Raw genomic sequence first — 17,376 nt, 5'->3', positions numbered from 1 at the left:
GCCCGGCGGACCGGGCGCAACGGATACGTCAGGCGGAGAGCTCGGCGCGGCCCTTGCGACGGCGAGCGGCAAGGATGGCACGGCCGGCGCGGGTGCGCATGCGGAGCCGGAAGCCGTGGGTCTTCGCACGACGGCGGTTGTTCGGCTGGAAAGTACGCTTGCTCACGAGTGGGCTCCAGGCTCAAGACGCATCCCCAGCACATGGGGACGCTCGACAGTGGCTGGCCTGCCAGATGCGGGGCATGCGAAATAGCCGCCGCGTGGCAAGCCGACCGTCGTACGTTACGGGGCAGGCGCGTCCCAGGTCAAACCGGAGAACATCCTGGAGCACGCGAACACAGGTTATCCACCTTTCCACAGGCACGTTTTCCACCGGCGCCCCGCCGTCCACAGGATGTGCACTCTGTCCCCCCCGTACTGCCACTAGGCTGTGGACAACGTCTTGTACACAGCTGTGGACAGGGCTACCTTCGGCCCTTCCAAACCCTCTCTCCACTGCGAGGACGCGTCGGACCGCGGGTAACAGACTGTGCACAGCCTGTGGATTCGGTGTGGATATCGGACGGTGCCCACGAAGGTGCCACGAGACGCCCGGCGTGTGGACAACGGCGAGATCCGGTGCTTCCGGCGGCCATCGATGTGGATAAACAGATCGCGGTAGGCCAGCGGGGGCCGCGTCGGGAGGAGGGGAGCCGAGCCATGGACGGAACGGACCTCAGCGCGGTCTGGGCGAGGGCGCTGGAGAACTCTCTGAACGAGAACGTCCCGTCCCAGCAGCGGGTCTGGCTCAACATGACCCGGCCCTTCGGCCTCATGAACGACACGGTGGTGCTCGCCGCACCCACGGATTTCGCCAGAGATGTTCTGGAGAACAAGCTTCGTCCGCTTATCAGTCACGCGCTCTCCCAGGAGTTCGGCCGTCCGATGCGGGTGGCGGTCATGGTCGACCCCAGCGCGGCGGGTCCCGAGCCTGGGCTCGCCTCCCGTCAGGACCCTTATCCCCAGGCGCAGCCGCAGGGTTATGCACAGGCCGGCGGGGCCCAGCAGGGTTATGCACAACCGACCAATCCTCAGCACCACGGGGGTTCGGTGCCCCATCCTCCCTATCAGGGGGGTAATCCGGCCGCCCAGCCGTCCACCGAATATCCACAGGCCCAGCCGTTCTCCTACCCCTACCAGCAGGGCGAGGAATCCTCCCAGCAGTACCGTCCCGTGGAGCCGCCCCAGGCTCCCGCGCCGGGGGAACCGAGCCCCGGATACAACCGCGGCGGCTACACCGCGCCCTCGCCGCGTCCCGAGCCCGACTCCTTCGACCGCGGCGCGTCCGCGGTGCCCGGCGGGGGCGGCGTACAGAACAGGTGGGACAGCCGCGGGAGCCGGACGCAGGGCGAGCCCGCCCGGCTGAACCCGAAGTACACCTTCGAGACCTTCGTCATCGGCTCCAGCAACCGGTTCGCCCACGCGGCCGCGGTCGCGGTGGCCGAGGCGCCGGCCAAGGCCTACAACCCGCTGTTCATCTACGGCGACTCGGGTCTGGGCAAGACCCACCTGCTGCACGCGATCGGCCACTACGCCCAGAGCCTGTACGACGGCGCGCGGGTGCGGTACGTGAGCTCCGAGGAGTTCACCAACGACTTCATCAACTCCATCCGCGACCACAAGGCCGACAACTTCCGGGGCCGCTACCGGGCCGTGGACATCCTGCTGGTGGACGACATCCAGTTCCTGGAGGGCAAGGAGCAGACGCAGGAGGAGTTCTTCCACACCTTCAACACCCTGCACAACTCCAACAAACAGATCGTCATCTCCAGCGACCGGGCGCCGAAACAGCTGGTCACGCTGGAGGACCGGCTGCGTAACCGGTTCGAGTGGGGCCTGATCACCGATGTCCAGCCGCCCGAGCTGGAGACCCGGATCGCGATCCTGCGCAAGAAGGCGATCCAGGAGGGCCTGGCCGCGCCGCCCGAGGTGCTGGAGTACATCGCCAGCCGCATCTCCACCAACATCCGCGAGCTGGAGGGTGCCCTGATAAGGGTGACCGCGTTCGCCAGCCTCAACCGGCAGTCGGTCGATCTGCAGCTCACCGAGGTCGTGCTCAAGGACCTGATCACCGAGGACGCCGGGTCGGAGATAACGGTCGCCACGATCATGGCCTCCACCGCCGCCTACTTCGGCCTGTCGATCGACGACCTGTGCGGCGGGTCGCGCTCGCGCGTCCTGGTCACCGCCCGCCAGATCGCCATGTACCTGTGCCGGGAACTGACCGACATGTCGCTGCCGAAGATCGGCCAGCAGTTCGGTGGCCGGGACCACACCACGGTCATGCACGCCGACCGGAAGATCCGCTCCCTGATGGCCGAGCGCCGCTCGATCTACAACCAGGTCAACGAACTCACCACCAGGATCAAGCAGCAGTCCCGCAATGGATGAGGTTTTTCACCCCGTGATGCACAGGCTGTGGAAAACCTTGTGGATCAACGACTCGCGGGGGCGGGAAAGGCCCCGGGACGTCCACTCATGATCATCAGCAAACGAGCCGGTCCGAACCCTGTTCGGAACTGTGGACAACTCTGGGGAGAAGTTGGGGACAACCTGTGGGTAACCCGTGGACAACCTGGGGACGCCCTGTGAAGAGAGTTTTCCACAAGGACAAACCGACCTCATACCCGGTGGATAACCTGGGGAAACCTCGTGGATAACCGGTGGACAGAGCGCACCGAATCTGGGGACGGCCTGTGGGTACTCTGCGGTTCTCCCCAGCCCCAAGAGTTGTCCACAACTGGCACCCACAGCCCCGGTGGATGAAAAAACCGCACTTGACCTGCGGAAACGATGGCTTTCCACAGTATCCACACCCCCTAATACGATGGCCACTTGTATCTCTACTAGGAAACCCAAGAGCCATAAGAGGGGTTCCGGGAGAGCGCAGGCTCAAGACAGTGAACACTTGAACCCCAGGCACCGAGCGGACGGCGCTCGATACACAGGAGGCAGATCCACGTGATGTTCCGGGTCGACCGAGACGTGCTCGCTGAGGCGGTCGCATGGACGGCGCGCAGCCTGCCGGCGCGTCCCTCCGTGCCGGTGCTGGCCGGCATGCGTCTTGAGGTCACTGAGGGCGGGCAACTCAAACTCTCCGGCTTCGACTACGAGGTCTCCGCCGAGGTGACCCTCGAACTGCAGACGGGAGAGGCGGGCGTGGTGCTCGTCTCGGGCAGGCTGCTCGCCGAGATCACCAGGGCGCTTCCCGCGCAGCCTGTGGACTTCGTCGTGGAGGGCGCCAAGGCGGTCGTCACCTGTGGCAGCGCCCGGTTCACCCTCCTGACCATGCCCGTGGAGGACTACCCCTCGCTGCCGACCATGCCGCCGGCCGCCGGTCGGGTGGGCAGCGACGTGTTCGCCTCCGCCGTCAGCCAGGTCGCCGTGGCCGCGGGCAAGGACGACACCCTGCCGATGCTCACCGGCGTGCGCGTGGAGATCGAGGGGGACACGGTCACCCTCGCGGCGACCGACCGTTACCGCCTCGCCGTGCGGGAGCTGAAGTGGCAGCCGGACCAGCCCGACTTCTCGGCGATCGCGATGATCCCGGGCAGGACCCTCGCGGACACGGCCAAGGCCCTGGGTGGCACCGGCGCCGAGGTCGAGATCGCGATGAGCTCCGCGGGAGGCACCGGTGAGGGCATGATCGGCTTCTCCAGCGCGGGGCGCCGCACCACCACCCGGCTGCTCGACCCCGAGTTCCCCAAGTACCGCTCGCTGCTGCCCACCGAGTTCTCCGCCTGCGCGCAGCTGCCGACGGCGGCCTTCGTCGAGGCCGTCAAGCGGGTGGCCCTGGTCGCAGAGCGCAACACGCCGGTACGGCTCGCCTTCCGCGGCGACGAGGTCGTCCTGGAGGCGGGCAGCGGCGACGAGGCGCAGGCCGTCGAGGTGCTCCCCGTCGAGTTCGAGGGCGAGGACATCAACATCGCCTTCAACCACCAGTTCCTGCTGGAGGGCCTTGGCGCGATCGACTCCGACGTGGCCCGTCTGCAGATGACCACGTCCACCAAGCCGGCCATCCTCACCGGCGGCAAGCCTGTGGACGACGGAGAGGTTCCCGACTACCGCTACCTGATCATGCCCATCCGGCTCTCCAGCTGATGACGGGAGTGCCCCGTTCGGGCACACCGTGGCTCAAGGCGTGCCTGAACGGCGCCAGGAGGCCCGGCGACCACCCGGCCCTCCCCCTGACCCCTCTGGAGCTCGCTGAGGCGGCCCGTGAGGCCCGTGAGGCGGGTGCGGACGCTGTGCACATGCATCCGCGCGACGAGGGGGGCAGCGAGTCTCTCAGCGCCGTCCACATCGGGGCGGCGGTGCGCGCGGTGCGCGCGGCGTGCCCCGGGCTCCCGGTGGGGGTGAGCACGGGGCTGTGGATAACCGGCGGGGATGTGGACGCGCGGCGCGAGGCCGTCCGCGGCTGGGCCGCGCTCGCCCCCGGCGACCTGCCGGACTTCGCGTCCGTGAATCTCTCGGAACCCGGCTTCCGGGACCTGTGGCATGATCTGCGGCGGCTCGGAGTGGACGTGGAGGCCGGGGTCTGGTCCGCGGACGACGCCGACGCGCTCGCCGCGAGCGGACTGGAGTGCGCCCGGGTGCTCGTCGAGATCCTCGGTGGCCCCGCGGACACGGCCGTCCTCCGGGCGCACGCGGTCCTGGACCGCCTCGCCGAGCTCGGCGTACCGGGACCCCGGTTGCTCCACGGGGAGGAGGAGCCGACCTGGATTCTCCTGGACTCCGCAGGGCAGTTGGGGCTGGCCACGCGCATCGGCCTGGAGGACGTCCTCCACGGCCCCACGGGTGATCCGGTAGGCGGGAACCCCGAGCTGGTGAGGCTCGCGCGGGCACGTCTGACGTAGGTGAACGATGAAACCCTGAAGGGGGTGCTCGTATGCAGATCGGCATGGTCGGGCTGGGCAAGATGGGCGGCAGGATGGCCGAGCGCCTGCGCCGCGGCGGCCACGAGGTCGTCGGTTACGACCGCGATCCCACGGTCAGCGACGTCTCCAGTCTGGAGGAGCTCGCGGAGCGGCTCCGGACGCCGCGAGCGGTGTGGGTCATGGTGCCCTCGGGGGAACCGACCCGGGCGACGATCGAGGCGCTCGGCGAGGTGCTGGCCCCCGGTGACCTCCTCATCGACGGAGGCAACTCGCACTACGCCGACGACCAGAAGCACGGCGCCGCTCTCGCCGCGAAGGGCATCGGGTTCGTCGACTGCGGCGTGAGCGGTGGGGTCTGGGGACTGGAGAACGGCTACGCGCTCATGGTCGGCGGCGACGGGGCCGACGTCCAGCGGATGATGCCGATCTTCGAGACCCTCAAGCCCGAGGGCGGGGACGGCTTCGTCCACGCGGGCAGGATCGGTGCCGGTCACTTCGCCAAGATGGTCCACAACGGCATCGAGTACGGCATGATGCAGGCCTTCGCCGAGGGCTGGGAGCTGCTGGAGGCCTCCGACATCGTGACCGACGTGCCCGGCGCCTTCAAGAGCTGGCGGCAGGGCACCGTCATCCGCTCCTGGCTGCTCGACCTGATGGTCCGCGCACTTGAGGAGGACCCCTCCCTGGAGCAGCTCGAGGGCTACGCGCAGGACTCCGGCGAGGGCCGCTGGACGGTCCAGGCCGCTGTCGACCTCGCGGTCCCGCTGCCGGTCATCACCGCCGCCCTGTACGCCAGGTTCGCCTCCCGCCAGGACGACTCGCCGGCCATGAAGGTCGTCGCGGCCCTGCGCAACCAGTTCGGCGGCCACGCGGTCACCTCCAGGGCGGGCTCGGTGGCCAAGGGCGCCGACTCCCCCGGCGCCGACGTCACCCCCCCGGTCGAGGCGGCCGGTTAGTACGGCGTTCCCGTCCAGAACGCGGGTCCACCACGGCTCCCGGCTCGGGAAGGCCGCTCCGGCAGCCTCGGCGCCGCGTTCGCGACCTCCGTCGAGAACGCGGCGCCGGCTCCTCGGGCGTGGGGCTTTTTTCCACGGGGCGCCCGCACGGCTCGCGCCCCGTGCGGGCGCCGCGGGCCACGGTGACGGACGGGGCCGACTAATCTTCCTGGGGTGCATGTCGCCCATCTCTCCCTGACCGACTTCCGGTCCTACGAAACCGTCGATCTCGGCATGGAGCCGGGGGTCACGGCCTTCGTCGGGCCCAACGGCATGGGAAAGACCAACCTGGTCGAGGCGCTGGGTTACGTGGCGACGCAGGCCAGCCACCGGGTCGCGGCCGACGGGCCGCTGGTCCGGCAGGGCGCGGCGCGGGCGATCGTACGCTCGGTGGTGGTCCGCGACGACCGGCGCGCGCTGATCGAGCTGGAGATCAACCCGGGCAGGGCCAACAGGGCCAGGCTGAACCGCTCGCCCGTCTCCCGCACGCGCGATGTCGTCGGCCTGCTGCGCACCGTCCTGTTCGCGCCTGAGGACCTCTCCATGGTCAAGGGCGACCCCTCCGAGCGGCGCCGGTTCCTCGACGATCTCCTGGTGGCCAGGACGCCCAGGTTCGCGGGCGTGCGCGCCGACTACGACAGGGTGCTCAAGCAGCGTGGAGCCCTGCTGCGCACGGCCGCGCAGGCCCGGCGGGGACGCGGCCGGAGTACCCGGCGGGCCGAGAGCGACGCGGCGTTCGCCGAGGCCGGGGCGGGAGACCCGCTGAGCACCCTTGAGGTCTGGGACGCCCACCTGGCCACGCACGGTGCCGAGCTGCTCGCGGCCAGGCTGGAGCTGGTCGAGACGCTGCGCCCCCTGGTCGCCGCCTCGTACGCCTCGCTCGCGCCCGACTCCGCCCCCGCGAGGCTGGAGTACCGCGGCACCCTGCCGACGGACGGCGGCACCGACCGCGCCGAACTCGCGGCGCGGCTGCGGGCCGGCCTGCTGGAGGTTCGCGCCGCCGAGCTCGAACGCGGGGTCACCCTGGTCGGCCCGCACCGCGACGACCTGTTCCTCGGGCTCGGGGAGCTGCCCGCGCGCGGCTACGCCAGCCACGGCGAGTCGTGGTCGTACGCGCTGGCGCTCAGGCTGGCCGCCTACGACCTGCTCAGGGCCGACGGCGGCGACCCGGTCCTGATCCTGGACGACGTCTTCGCCGAGCTGGACAACAGGCGCCGGCGCCGCCTGGCCGAGATGGTCGCCCCCGCCGAGCAGGTGCTGATCACCGCCGCGGTCCCCGACGACGTGCCGAAGGAACTGGCCGGAGGCCGGTTCGACGTGACAGAGGGAGGCGTGGCCCGTGCCCGATGACTCAGCGCCTGGATCGAGCGGTGACGGGGCGGACGCCACGGCTCCCGGATCGGCGAGGAGCGCGGCCGCCAAGGGGGCGGCGATGGCCAGGGAGAAGCTGGCCCAGGCCAAGTCGGACGCCGCCAGACGAGGGCAGCTCCCCCGCAGGGAGCCGCGCCGCAGGGCGTCCGGGCCGCGCAGGGACGCGGGTGATCCCCAGCTCTTCGGCAGGGCCATCGCCGACCTGCTCGCCGACCGGGGCTGGCAGCAGCCCGCCGCGATCGGCGGGGTCTTCGGCCGCTGGCACGAGATCGTCGGCCCGGACATGGCGGCCCACACCAGGCCGGAGACCTTCGCGGAGGGCGAGGTCGTGGTCGTCGCGGACTCCACCGCCTGGGCCACCCAGGTACGTCTGCTGGCAAGGACCCTGGTGAGAAGGTTGAATGAGGAGCTAGGGGACGGAACGGTGCAACGGGTCAAGGTCCGTGGACCGCAGAACGGTCCCCGCTCCAGCGGTGGTCTGCGCGTCACCGGAAGCCGCGGTCCGGGCGACACATACGGCTGACTCGGCGCTCAGAAACGGATCAGCAGCCTTTCTGGCGCGACGAACCCCGCCCCCGTAGGGGGATGTTCAAGACGATGATCGTCACGCGACAGGCCATTCCAGGGGCCGTCAATGCCACATGATGTGCTCTGAGCCGCTAGAATGAAATCGAATTCCGGACACGTCCGTTTGCGTGTCACCCCCGGCGCGTGTGCCGGCTCCCCTGGGTGGACGCATCGGGGCATTCACGACGGTGACGGGCACGGCGGGGCTACAGGTTTGTCTCCCTGCCGCGTGTCCGCGGCAGGAGGATTTCGCACTTGTCCTACGACGCTAGCTCAATCACTGTTCTCGAAGGACTTGAGGCGGTCCGTAAGCGTCCCGGTATGTACATCGGCTCCACCGGTGAGCGCGGTCTCCATCACCTCGTCTACGAGGTGGTCGACAACTCCGTCGACGAGGCCCTGGCCGGGCACGCCGACCGGATCGAGGTCACCCTGCTCGCCGACAACGGCGTACGGGTCGTCGACAACGGCCGAGGCATCCCGGTCGGCAACGTTCCCGGTGAGAACCGTCCCGCGGTCGAGGTCGTGCTGACCGTGCTGCACGCGGGCGGCAAGTTCGACGACAAGTCGTACGCGGTCTCCGGAGGACTGCACGGCGTGGGCGTCTCCGTCGTCAACGCGCTGTCCAGCAGGCTGGAGGTGGAGATCCGCACCGACGGCCACCACTGGCGGCAGACCTATGTCGACACCCGGCCCACCACCTCCCTGATCAAGGGCGAGGAGACCGACGAGACCGGGACCTCGATCACCTTCTGGGCCGACGGGACCATCTTCGAGACCACGACCTGGCACTTCGAGACTCTCGCGCGCCGCTTTCAGGAGATGGCCTTCCTCAACAAGGGCCTGACGATCTCCATCAGGGACGAGCGCCCCGAGTTCATCGAGGATGACCCCAGAGAGGTCAGCTATCACTACGAGGGCGGTCTGTCCGACTTCGTCAAGCACCTCAACTCCAAGAAGGAACCCACCCACGTATCGGTGATCGACTTCGAGGAGAACGGAGACGGCATCGCGGTCGAGATCGCGATGCAGTGGAACAACTCGTACAGCGAGTCGGTCTACACCTTCGCCAACACGATCAACACCGCGGAGGGCGGCACCCATGAGGAGGGCTTCCGCGCGGCGCTGACGTCCATCGTCAACCGCTACGCGCGCGAGCAGAAGTTCCTCAAGGAGGGCAGGGACGACAACCTCGCGGGTGAGGACATCCGCGAGGGTCTCACCGCGATCATCTCGGTGAAGCTGGCCGACCCGCAGTTCGAGGGCCAGACCAAGACCAAGCTGGGCAACACCGAGGCCAAGTCGTTCGTCCAGAAGGCATGCAACGACCACCTGCGCGACTGGTTCGAGCGCAACCCCGGTGAGGCCAAGGACATCATCACGAAGTCCCTGCAGGCCTCCCGTGCCCGCCTCGCGGCCCGCCAGGCCCGTGACCTGACCCGGCGCAAGTCGCTGCTGGAGTCGGGTTCCGGTCTGCCGGGCAAGCTGGCCGACTGCCAGTGGAGCGATCCGGAGAAGTGCGAGCTGTACATCGTCGAGGGTGACTCGGCGGGTGGCTCGGCCAAGGGCGGGCGCGACTCCAAGTTCCAGGCGATCCTTCCGATCCGCGGCAAGATTCTCAACGTCGAGAAGGCCCGGATCGACAAGGTCCTGCAGAACCAGGAGGTCCAGGCGCTGATCACCGCCATGGGCACGGGCGTGCACGACGAGTTCGACATCACCAAGCTCCGCTACCACAAGCTCATCCTGATGGCGGACGCCGACGTCGACGGCCAGCACATCACGACCCTGCTGCTGACCCTGCTGTTCCGCTTCATGCGGCCGCTGATCGAGGCGGGGCACGTCTACCTCTCCCAGCCGCCGCTCTACAAGATCAAGTGGGACCGCAAGGGCGACGACGCCTCCTACGCCTACTCCGACCGGGAACGCGACGTGGTCATCCAGGCCGGCATCGACGCGGGCAAGCCCGACCCCCGGCCCCGTGACAACGTGCAGCGCTTCAAGGGGCTGGGCGAGATGAACGCCGGCCAGCTCTGGGACACGACCATGAACCCCGACACCCGCCTGCTCCTGCAGGTCACCCTCGACGACGCGGCCCAGGCCGACGAGCTGTTCAGCGTGCTGATGGGTGAGGACGTCGAGGCGCGCCGCTCCTTCATCATCAGGAACGCCAGGGACGTCCGTTTCCTCGACGTGTAGCGGTAGCCGTACCAGAAAAGGATCTTGACCTGTGACGGAAGTCAACACTCCGCCCGGCCCTCCGGTAGACCGCGTCGAGCCGGTCGACATCCAGTCCGAGATGCAGCGCAGCTACATGGACTATGCGATGTCGGTCATCGTCTCGCGCGCGCTGCCGGACGTCCGCGACGGCATGAAGCCGGTGCACCGCCGGGTTCTGTACGCCATGTACGACGGCGGCTACCGGCCCGACCGCGGTTATTTCAAGTGCTCTCGCGTCGTCGGTGACGTCATGGGCTCCTACCACCCGCACGGTGACGCGTCGATCTACGCCACCGTGGTGCGGATGGCCCAGCACTGGGCGCTGCGCTACACGCTGGTCGACGGGCAGGGCAACTTCGGCTCGCCGGGCAACGACCCGCCCGCGGCGATGCGCTACACCGAGTGCAAGCTCGCGCCCATCGCCATGGAGATGCTGCGCGACATCGACAAGGACACCGTCGACCTCATCCCCAACTACGACGGGCGCTCCCAGGAGCCGACGGTCCTGCCCTCGCGCTTCCCCAACCTGCTGGTCAACGGGTCGGCGGGCATCGCGGTCGGCATGGCCACCAACATCCCGCCGCACAACCTGCGGGAGGTGGCCTCGGGCATCGTCTGGTCCCTGCAGAACCCCGAGGCGACGGACGAGGAGCTCCTCGAAGCACTGATCGCCCGGGTCAAGGGTCCCGACTTCCCCACCGGCGCGCTGATCGTCGGCCGGCGCGGCATCGACGACGCGTACCGGACCGGCCGCGGTTCGATCACCATGCGGGCGGTCGTCGAGGTCGAGGAGGACGCCAAGGGCCGCCAGTGCCTGGTCGTCACCGAGCTGCCCTACCAGGTCAACCCGGACAACCTCGCGCTGACCATCGCCGAGTCGGTGAAGGACGGCCGGATCACCGGCATCGCCGACGTCCGCGACGAGAGCTCCTCACGCGTCGGCCAGCGCCTGGTGATCGTGCTCAAGCGCGACGCGGTCGCCAAGGTCGTGCTGAACAACCTCTACAAGCACACCCAGCTGCAGACCACCTTCGGCGCCAACATGCTGGCCCTGGTCGACGGCGTGCCGCGCACGCTCAGGCTCGACCAGTTCGTCCGCTACTACGTGGCCCACCAGATCGAGGTCGTGGTCCGCCGGACCCGCTACCTGCTGCGCAAGGCCGAGGAACGGGCGCACATCCTGCGTGCGCTGCTCAAGGCACTCGACCGGATGGACGAGGTCATCGCCCTGATCCGGCGGTCGCCCTCGGCGTCCGCCGCCCAGGGGGGCCTGATGGCGCTTCTGGAGATCGACGAGATCCAGGCGCAGGCCATCCTCGACATGCAGCTGCGCAAGCTGGCCGCTCTGGAGCGCCAGCAGATCACCGACGAGTACGACTCGCTGATGACGCAGATCAGCGGGTACCAGGCGATCCTCGCCTCGCCCGAGCGGCAGCGCACGATCGTCCAGGACGAGCTCTCCGAGCTGACCGCGCGGTACGGCGACGAGCGCAGGACCGAGATCATCGCCTACGAGGGCGACATGTCCATCGAGGACCTCCTCGCCGAGGAGGACATGGTCGTCACGATCACCCGCGGCGGCTACGCCAAGCGAACCCACACAGATCTTTACCGGGCGCAGAAGCGCGGAGGCAAGGGTGTGCGGGGCGCGCAGCTGCGTCAGGACGACATCGTCGACCACTTCTTCGTCACCACGACGCACCACTGGCTGCTGTTCTTCACGAACAAGGGCCGCGTCTACCGGGTCAAGGCCTACGAGCTCCCCGACTCCGGCCGCGACGCGCGCGGGCAGCACCTGGCGAACCTGCTGGCCATGCAGCCGGACGAGGTCGTCATGGAGGTCCTGGACCTGCGTGACTACGATGTCGCCCCCTACCTCGTGCTGGCCACCCGCAGTGGCCTGGTGAAGAAGACGCGCCTGTCCGAGTACGACTCGCCGCGCACGGGTGGCCTCATCGCGATCAACCTGCGCGAAGATGACGAGGTGATCGCCGCCAGGCTCGTGTCGGAGGAGGACGACCTCCTGCTCGTCTCCCGCGGTGCCCAGTCCATCCGCTTCACGGCCTCCGATGAGGCCATGCGCCCGATGGGCAGGGCGACCAGCGGTGTGATCGGCATGCGCTTCCTTGAGGGTGACGAGCTCCTGGCGATGAACCGGATCGCCGACGGCGACAACGTGCTCATCGCCACCGAGGGCGGATACGCCAAGCGCACCCCCGTGGATCAGTACCCGATCCAGGGAAGGGGCGGAAAGGGTGTCCTGACCGCCAAGATTGTTAGCGCCCGTGGCAAGCTGGTTGGCGCGGTCATGGTCAGGCCCGAGGACGAGGTTTTCGCGATCACGTCCGCCGGAGGGGTTATCCGGACGAGCGCCGGGGAGATCAAGCAGTCGGGCCGCCAGACGATGGGGGTTCGACTGATGAATCTCGCAGAGGGGGACAGCGTCGTGGCTCTGGCCCGCAACGCGGAGTCGTTGGAGACAGAGGAAAACGCCGAGGTACCGGTGGAGACAGAGGAGAACGCGGAAGGGGATAACCCGTGAGTTCTCAGGGCGAGCCGGGCTCGCGCCCCGCCTCCTCATCGACACGTGACCAGGTGACGGAGAAAATAGACAAGACCGCTGAGACGAAAGACGTCGAAGCGGCCTCGTCACCGGTTAACGGTAGCGCGCCCGCGCCGGAAACCGATGAATCGGTAGCCGACGACCCCAAGGGCAGGAAAAAAGTGACGACCACAGAGGACGGCAAGCAGGCCGAGACCACGGTGCGGATCCGTCCAGGATCCCCACCTCCATCCGCGCCGCCGTTACAGTCACCCTCATCGCCTCCGCCGGTGGCGGGGCAGCAGAACCGTCCACCGGCGGGGCAGCAGCCCTGGTCGCCCGGAAGCCTGTCGTCGCCCCAACCGCCACTGGACGCGCCTGGCAGGAAGCCCTCGGACATCCCCGCTCCCAGGTCGCCCCGCAAGGCGCACCTGGTGCTGCGCAGGGTCGAGCCGTGGTCGGCCATGAAGTTCAGCTTCGTGGTGTCACTGGTCTGCTTCGTGGTGCTGTTCATCGCGGTCGCGGTGCTCTACATGGTGCTGTCAGGGCTTGGGGTGTTCGACAACATCATCCAGACGGTCAACCAGCTGACGACCGCCGACGGCAAGGCCACCAGCGGCGTCGACGTCGCCTCCTGGTTCGAGCCGGTCCGCATCCTGGGCTACACCGCCCTGATCGGCGCGGTGAACGTCGTGCTGATCACCGCACTCTCCACCCTCGGCGCGGTGATCTACAACGTCGCCTCCGACCTGGTCGGTGGCGTGGAGGTCACTTTCAGCGAGGCCGAATAGCCGATCTTGAGCCATGTCTCCGTCCTTCCGCAGTCGGGGACATGGCGCAAGCAGGTGCCGAAACAGGGTAAGCTTTTCCCAGTTCGAACGGACGGGTTCGCCTCCGCGAAGCGGGTGCGGGGCCGTTCGTGCGCTGAGGGGCTATAGCTCAGACGGTTAGAGCGCTTCCCTGATAAGGAAGAGGTCCCAGGTTCAAGTCCTGGTAGCCCCACCTCGTTAAACGCCCCGAAGCGATCAAGCTCCGGGGCTTTTTGCTGCAACGGGTACTGCAACGGCCTCACTCGAACAGTCCGTTGACCTTCTTGAGGGCGTCCTGGCGGCTCTCGCCGTCCCCGTAGGTGTAGATCTCCATGGTGACCGAGATGCGGCTGTGGCCGAGGATCTCCATCGCGTCACGCGGCGCGACCCCCAGCTTCTTGAGCAGTGACGCGGCGGTGTGCCGCAGGTCGTGAACGCGGATCGACCGCAGCTTGTTCGCCGCCACGATCCTGGCGAAGGATCGGGCGAGGTTACGCGGCTCGATCGGCCGCCCCGACTTGGTGGTGAACACGAGTCCGGTGTCCACCCGGTTCTTGCCCGCCTCCTCTTCGCGGATCTTCTGCCCGCCCCGTTGGATCTCCAACGTTTCACGTACGACACCGAGGAGAGGCAGTGAGCGATTTCCCGCCCTGGTCTTCACCGGCCCGTGGTGCAACTCCGTGCCCACCCGGACGAGCTCGCGGCGGATGTTGACATGCCCCTCGTCGAAGTCCACATCCACCCAGCGGAGCCCCAGGGCTTCACCCCGGTGGGGCCGTACAGCAGCAGGAGCACGAAGGCCGGATACAGCGGATCGAAGCGCGCGACCCTCCCCTCGTACTGTGGAGATCTGACCTAAGGGGGAGGTCGGGTCATGGGAGAGATCAGACGTAGTTTCGATCCGGAGTTTCGGGCGGGTGCGGTACGTATCGTGCGCGAGACCGGGAAATCGATCGCCTCGGTCGCCAAAGATCTAGGGATCAACGCGGGCACGCTGGCCAACTGGATGCAGATGGACCGCCTGGCCCGTGAGCAGGACGCCGATGGGGAGCTAAGCGAGTCCGAGCGAGAAGAGCTGGCCCGGCTGCGCCGGCAGCGGGCCGAGTGGGCCAGGGAGCGCGCTGAGCTGGAGATGGAGCGTGATGTCCTCAAACGCTCGGTGGTCTTGTGGGTGAAGGAGGCGACGGGCCGGTGAGCGTGGCGGCCTTCATCGCCTCCCAGAAGACCGAGCATGGCGTTCCTCACGCTGTGGCCTGCCGGATCCTGGGGGTCTCGCAGTCCTGATTTTACAAATGGCGCGATCCCCGGCCGGGACCTCGCCGGCAACGGCGCGAGGACCTGGATGCGGCGATCACTGCCGCCTTCGATGCTTCCGGTGCCACCTACGGGTCCCCGCGCATCACCCGTGATCTGCGCGAGAGCGGCTGGCAGGTCTCGGCCAACACGGTCGCGGCGCGGATGATCGTTCTTGGCCTGGCGGGCCGGATGCGGCGAACACCTCGATCGTTGACGCGCCAGGGCAAGAGGCCGGCGGCACCGGATCTGGTGCACCGCCAGTTCAACACTGTTGCCGCGGACGTGCTGTGGTGCGGTGATCTCACCGAGATCGGTACCGGCGAAGGGAAACTGTACCTGGCGACGGTGGAGGACCTGTTCTCCCGCCGGCTGCTGGGATATGCGATGGGCACCCACCATGATGCGGCGTTGACGGTCGCGGCGTTGCAGATGGCCACTCGTGGCAGCGAGTACACCGCCGCCCATTTCCAGGCCGCCTGTCGGCATTGGGGGGTGGTGCAGTCGATGGGCAGGGTCGGCTGCGCGCTGGACAATGCTGTTGCCGAGTCGTTCAACGCCACGCTTGAGACAGGACAGATCTGAGTCACTGCCGAATTGTTCTCATGAGGTATCAAGGCGCCGCCGCACGGCCCTCCCACCGCACGCCGTCCGGGTGTGCGGCGTGGGCGCCGGTCCCGAACGGCGGCGAGAAGCGGGCCGCCCGCCGCACCGTCCGCGCGCCGCACCTATTAACTCGCCGCACCAAGGCCGCGCCGCCGCCTTGAGGTCGTTCCGACCACCGACCCCAGCCACTACGCAGCGCCTACGGCGTCTTTCGGATCAATGCCTGCCAATCCGCTCCCGCTACATGAGCCCCTTACGTGCGATCCAGGCAATCAGTCCAAAAAGCAACACGAAGATGAGCCCTATGCTCGCCCACGAGGCCCAATCGAGTGGCCCCGTTGTGTAAGGGTCCCCGCCATCCGTGGACGCGAGCAGCGAGAGAATCGACGACAGCATCGTCGCCATCACTATGAACATTCCTCCCGAGGATATGAGCAGGCGATTACGCGGCCCATCAGGTGCTTCCCCTGGCGCAGGCTCACCATATTCACGTCTGTGTACCTTTCGAAAACCCGCCACGGCCACCGCCAGCGCAAGAGCCATAGCAAGACCTGCGGAGATCAAGGCCGCCCAATCGAGCGGTCCACGCACATAGGGATCCACACCGCTTATCCACTTGAGGCCATAAATCACCCCTGACAGCAGCAGCACGCCCATGAGGAGTCTGAATGGGCCAGGCATCTTGTTGAACACGCCACGATTATGCCGGTTGCCTACCCCTTTGCCCAAGAGCAGCCTCCGGCGGGGGTACTTCGGCTCCGGGATGATCGCGACTGCCGATCGCAGAGCCGTAGTTGGCTGAGGTGGGGCCTGATCTTCCCGTCTGTCACGTCCCAGGCAAGCCCAACATCTCGACTCCTCCGGATCAAGCCCGTCTGTGACCGTTGGCATCCCATGGCCGAGGAACTTCTACCGGCCGGCGTACACGCGAAGACGGCCTTGATCCTCCGTCCCCGAGCTGTTGCCCCTCCGGGGTGGGACGAGGCAGACGGGAAGATCCGGCGAGAGGGGTGTGTGCGTGTCCGCACGGGGTTTTCAGGCCGTGCCCGTTGCGTGCCGGTCGCCAAGGGGGAATCACGGGGACTCATGGGCAAGACGAGATCGCCTCTGACCAGCGCCGCAGCAGCTCACAGGGTCGCGTACCGAGATCTTGTAAATTGTTGTACAGCGTCGAGGCCGGTACAGCCCTTGACGATCCGGTGCTTGGTTTCTCAGCACCGGATCGCCGGACCGGTAAGGACTCCTCTTTGATCACACTCACGGGTCGTCAAAAGGAGCGCTACCGGTCGGCGCTGAGTCGATAGAGCACCGCATGACGGAGCGGACTCTCCACCGGAACGAGCGGATGGTCGAACATGGCGAGGCTGGTCAGCCGTCGCACCACTGTGGGAGATTAATCAAGTGGGCCATGTAGATCCGAAGTCGTGGTTTGACCATCTTTCTCTGCCGCAACGGATCATCGCGATCATTGCGTCGTTGATCGGCCTCATAGGAGGGGTGACCCTTCTCCTCGTTGAGCCTCCTACATGGCCCGCGGTCTTCTTGATCTTTGTCTTTGTCCTCTTCAGCGCGGCAATCCTCCACAACATCCCACGCATCCGAGCGTGGGTCGGTAGCGGCTACCAACTCGGTGTGGGCTTCTTTCTGGTGTTCAAATCGGTGTCCGGTGAGTTTGAGACCACCTTCTTCCGCGTGGCTGGGCTGATCGTGGGCGTGCCTCTGCTGGTGCACCTGGTCATTCGCGGGGTGATCATGGAGTGGCGGCGGCAGGACTCGCACCGCACTATCCCGCAGCCCGACTGATCGCTTGGGCCGTACCGCCCTCACGATCGCCCGGCTCTGGCTGATCTCTGCTCAGGGCTGGGGGCACTCGCCGATCCGGCGCTCCGTTCCTCAGCGCCGGTTCACCGAGCATGGGATAAGACGGCTGAGAACAGTACTGCAACGAGTACTGCGACAAAGGCACACAACGGCTCATGCCCACATCCGCCCAACACTGGTCAGGGCCGAGCTGAGAGCTCCTGATCATGGCCCGGACGGTCCTGATAAGGAAGAGG

Annotated in this window: 14 protein-coding genes, 1 tRNA gene and 1 pseudogene; 13 read left to right on the top strand and 3 right to left on the bottom strand. The window is 67.5% G+C overall.

From position 1 onward, the window contains the following. Positions 1–28: 28 nt before the first annotated feature. Complete coding sequence (gene rpmH, locus IG98_RS49190) at positions 29–166, bottom strand: 50S ribosomal protein L34 (RefSeq protein ID WP_010849920.1); 138 nt, start codon at positions 164–166, stop codon at positions 29–31. Between the two features lie 533 nt (positions 167–699). Between rpmH and dnaA the strand changes: the two genes are divergently transcribed. The 10 genes from dnaA to IG98_RS0129895 all read left to right on the top strand — a co-directional run bounded on the left by dnaA (position 700) and on the right by IG98_RS0129895 (position 13,613). Then, positions 700–2,430, top strand: a complete 1,731-nt coding sequence (gene dnaA / locus IG98_RS0129940; protein WP_030919627.1) for a chromosomal replication initiator protein DnaA — start codon at positions 700–702, stop codon at positions 2,428–2,430. A 570-nt stretch (positions 2,431–3,000) separates the two neighbouring features. Further along, a complete protein-coding gene (dnaN, locus tag IG98_RS0129935; protein WP_030919625.1) occupies positions 3,001–4,140 on the top strand; it encodes a DNA polymerase III subunit beta in 1,140 nt (379 codons plus the stop codon). Further along, positions 4,140–4,895, top strand: coding sequence for a 3-keto-5-aminohexanoate cleavage protein (locus IG98_RS0129930; protein ID WP_030919621.1), 756 nt, complete (start codon positions 4,140–4,142; stop codon positions 4,893–4,895). The genes dnaN and IG98_RS0129930 overlap by 1 nt, the downstream gene beginning before the upstream one ends. Before the next feature lie 32 nt (positions 4,896–4,927). Continuing rightward, on the top strand, positions 4,928–5,872 hold the full coding sequence (gene gnd, locus IG98_RS0129925; protein WP_030919617.1) for a phosphogluconate dehydrogenase (NAD(+)-dependent, decarboxylating): 945 nt from the start codon (positions 4,928–4,930) through the stop codon (positions 5,870–5,872). A gap of 213 nt (positions 5,873–6,085) precedes the next feature. Beyond that, positions 6,086–7,261, top strand: a complete 1,176-nt coding sequence (gene recF, locus IG98_RS0129920; protein WP_030919615.1) for a DNA replication/repair protein RecF — start codon at positions 6,086–6,088, stop codon at positions 7,259–7,261. Between the two features lie 82 nt (positions 7,262–7,343). Then, on the top strand, positions 7,344–7,805 hold the full coding sequence (locus tag IG98_RS0129915; protein WP_037971633.1) for a DciA family protein: 462 nt from the start codon (positions 7,344–7,346) through the stop codon (positions 7,803–7,805). 299 nt (positions 7,806–8,104) lie between these two features. Next, a complete protein-coding gene (gyrB, locus tag IG98_RS0129910; protein WP_084195759.1) occupies positions 8,105–10,048 on the top strand; it encodes a DNA topoisomerase (ATP-hydrolyzing) subunit B in 1,944 nt (647 codons plus the stop codon). A 31-nt stretch (positions 10,049–10,079) separates the two neighbouring features. Then, positions 10,080–12,611, top strand: a complete 2,532-nt coding sequence (gyrA, locus tag IG98_RS0129905; RefSeq protein ID WP_030919604.1) for a DNA gyrase subunit A — start codon at positions 10,080–10,082, stop codon at positions 12,609–12,611. 290 nt (positions 12,612–12,901) lie between these two features. Then, positions 12,902–13,402 carry a DUF3566 domain-containing protein gene (locus IG98_RS49185; RefSeq protein WP_342666859.1) on the top strand — a complete coding sequence of 167 codons (501 nt, stop codon included), beginning with the start codon at positions 12,902–12,904 and terminating at the stop codon, positions 13,400–13,402. A 137-nt stretch (positions 13,403–13,539) separates the two neighbouring features. After that, positions 13,540–13,613 (top strand) — tRNA-Ile (locus tag IG98_RS0129895). 66 nt (positions 13,614–13,679) lie between these two features. On the opposite strand, the gene IG98_RS45480 is transcribed toward IG98_RS0129895, so the two are convergent. Next, positions 13,680–14,177, bottom strand: a complete 498-nt coding sequence (locus IG98_RS45480) for a site-specific integrase (RefSeq protein WP_281178550.1) — start codon at positions 14,175–14,177, stop codon at positions 13,680–13,682. Positions 14,178–14,294: 117 nt separating this feature from the next. Between IG98_RS45480 and IG98_RS0129885 the strand changes: the two genes are divergently transcribed. Both IG98_RS0129885 and IG98_RS47495 read left to right on the top strand, forming a co-directional pair. Further along, on the top strand, positions 14,295–14,615 hold the full coding sequence (locus tag IG98_RS0129885) for a transposase (protein WP_030919598.1): 321 nt from the start codon (positions 14,295–14,297) through the stop codon (positions 14,613–14,615). 101 nt (positions 14,616–14,716) lie between these two features. Further along, a pseudogene (locus tag IG98_RS47495) lies at positions 14,717–15,298 on the top strand (IS3 family transposase); the annotation flags it as partial. 261 nt (positions 15,299–15,559) lie between these two features. Here the strand turns inward: IG98_RS47495 and IG98_RS50970 are convergent. Then, the gene (locus IG98_RS50970; protein ID WP_157594598.1) at positions 15,560–16,012 is read right to left on the bottom strand and encodes a hypothetical protein; all 453 of its coding nucleotides are present in this window, start codon (positions 16,010–16,012) and stop codon (positions 15,560–15,562) included. A 708-nt stretch (positions 16,013–16,720) separates the two neighbouring features. Between IG98_RS50970 and IG98_RS0129860 the strand changes: the two genes are divergently transcribed. Further along, complete coding sequence (locus IG98_RS0129860; RefSeq protein ID WP_030919592.1) at positions 16,721–17,122, top strand: hypothetical protein; 402 nt, start codon at positions 16,721–16,723, stop codon at positions 17,120–17,122. The last annotated feature ends 254 nt before the right edge of the window (positions 17,123–17,376 follow it).

It is taken from the genome of Streptosporangium amethystogenes (assembly GCF_000721075.1).
GTDB classification, from domain to species: domain Bacteria; phylum Actinomycetota; class Actinomycetes; order Streptosporangiales; family Streptosporangiaceae; genus Streptosporangium; species Streptosporangium amethystogenes.
The sequence above is the reverse complement of the archived record's forward strand: the minus strand, read 5'-3'. Positions and strand labels throughout refer to the sequence as shown.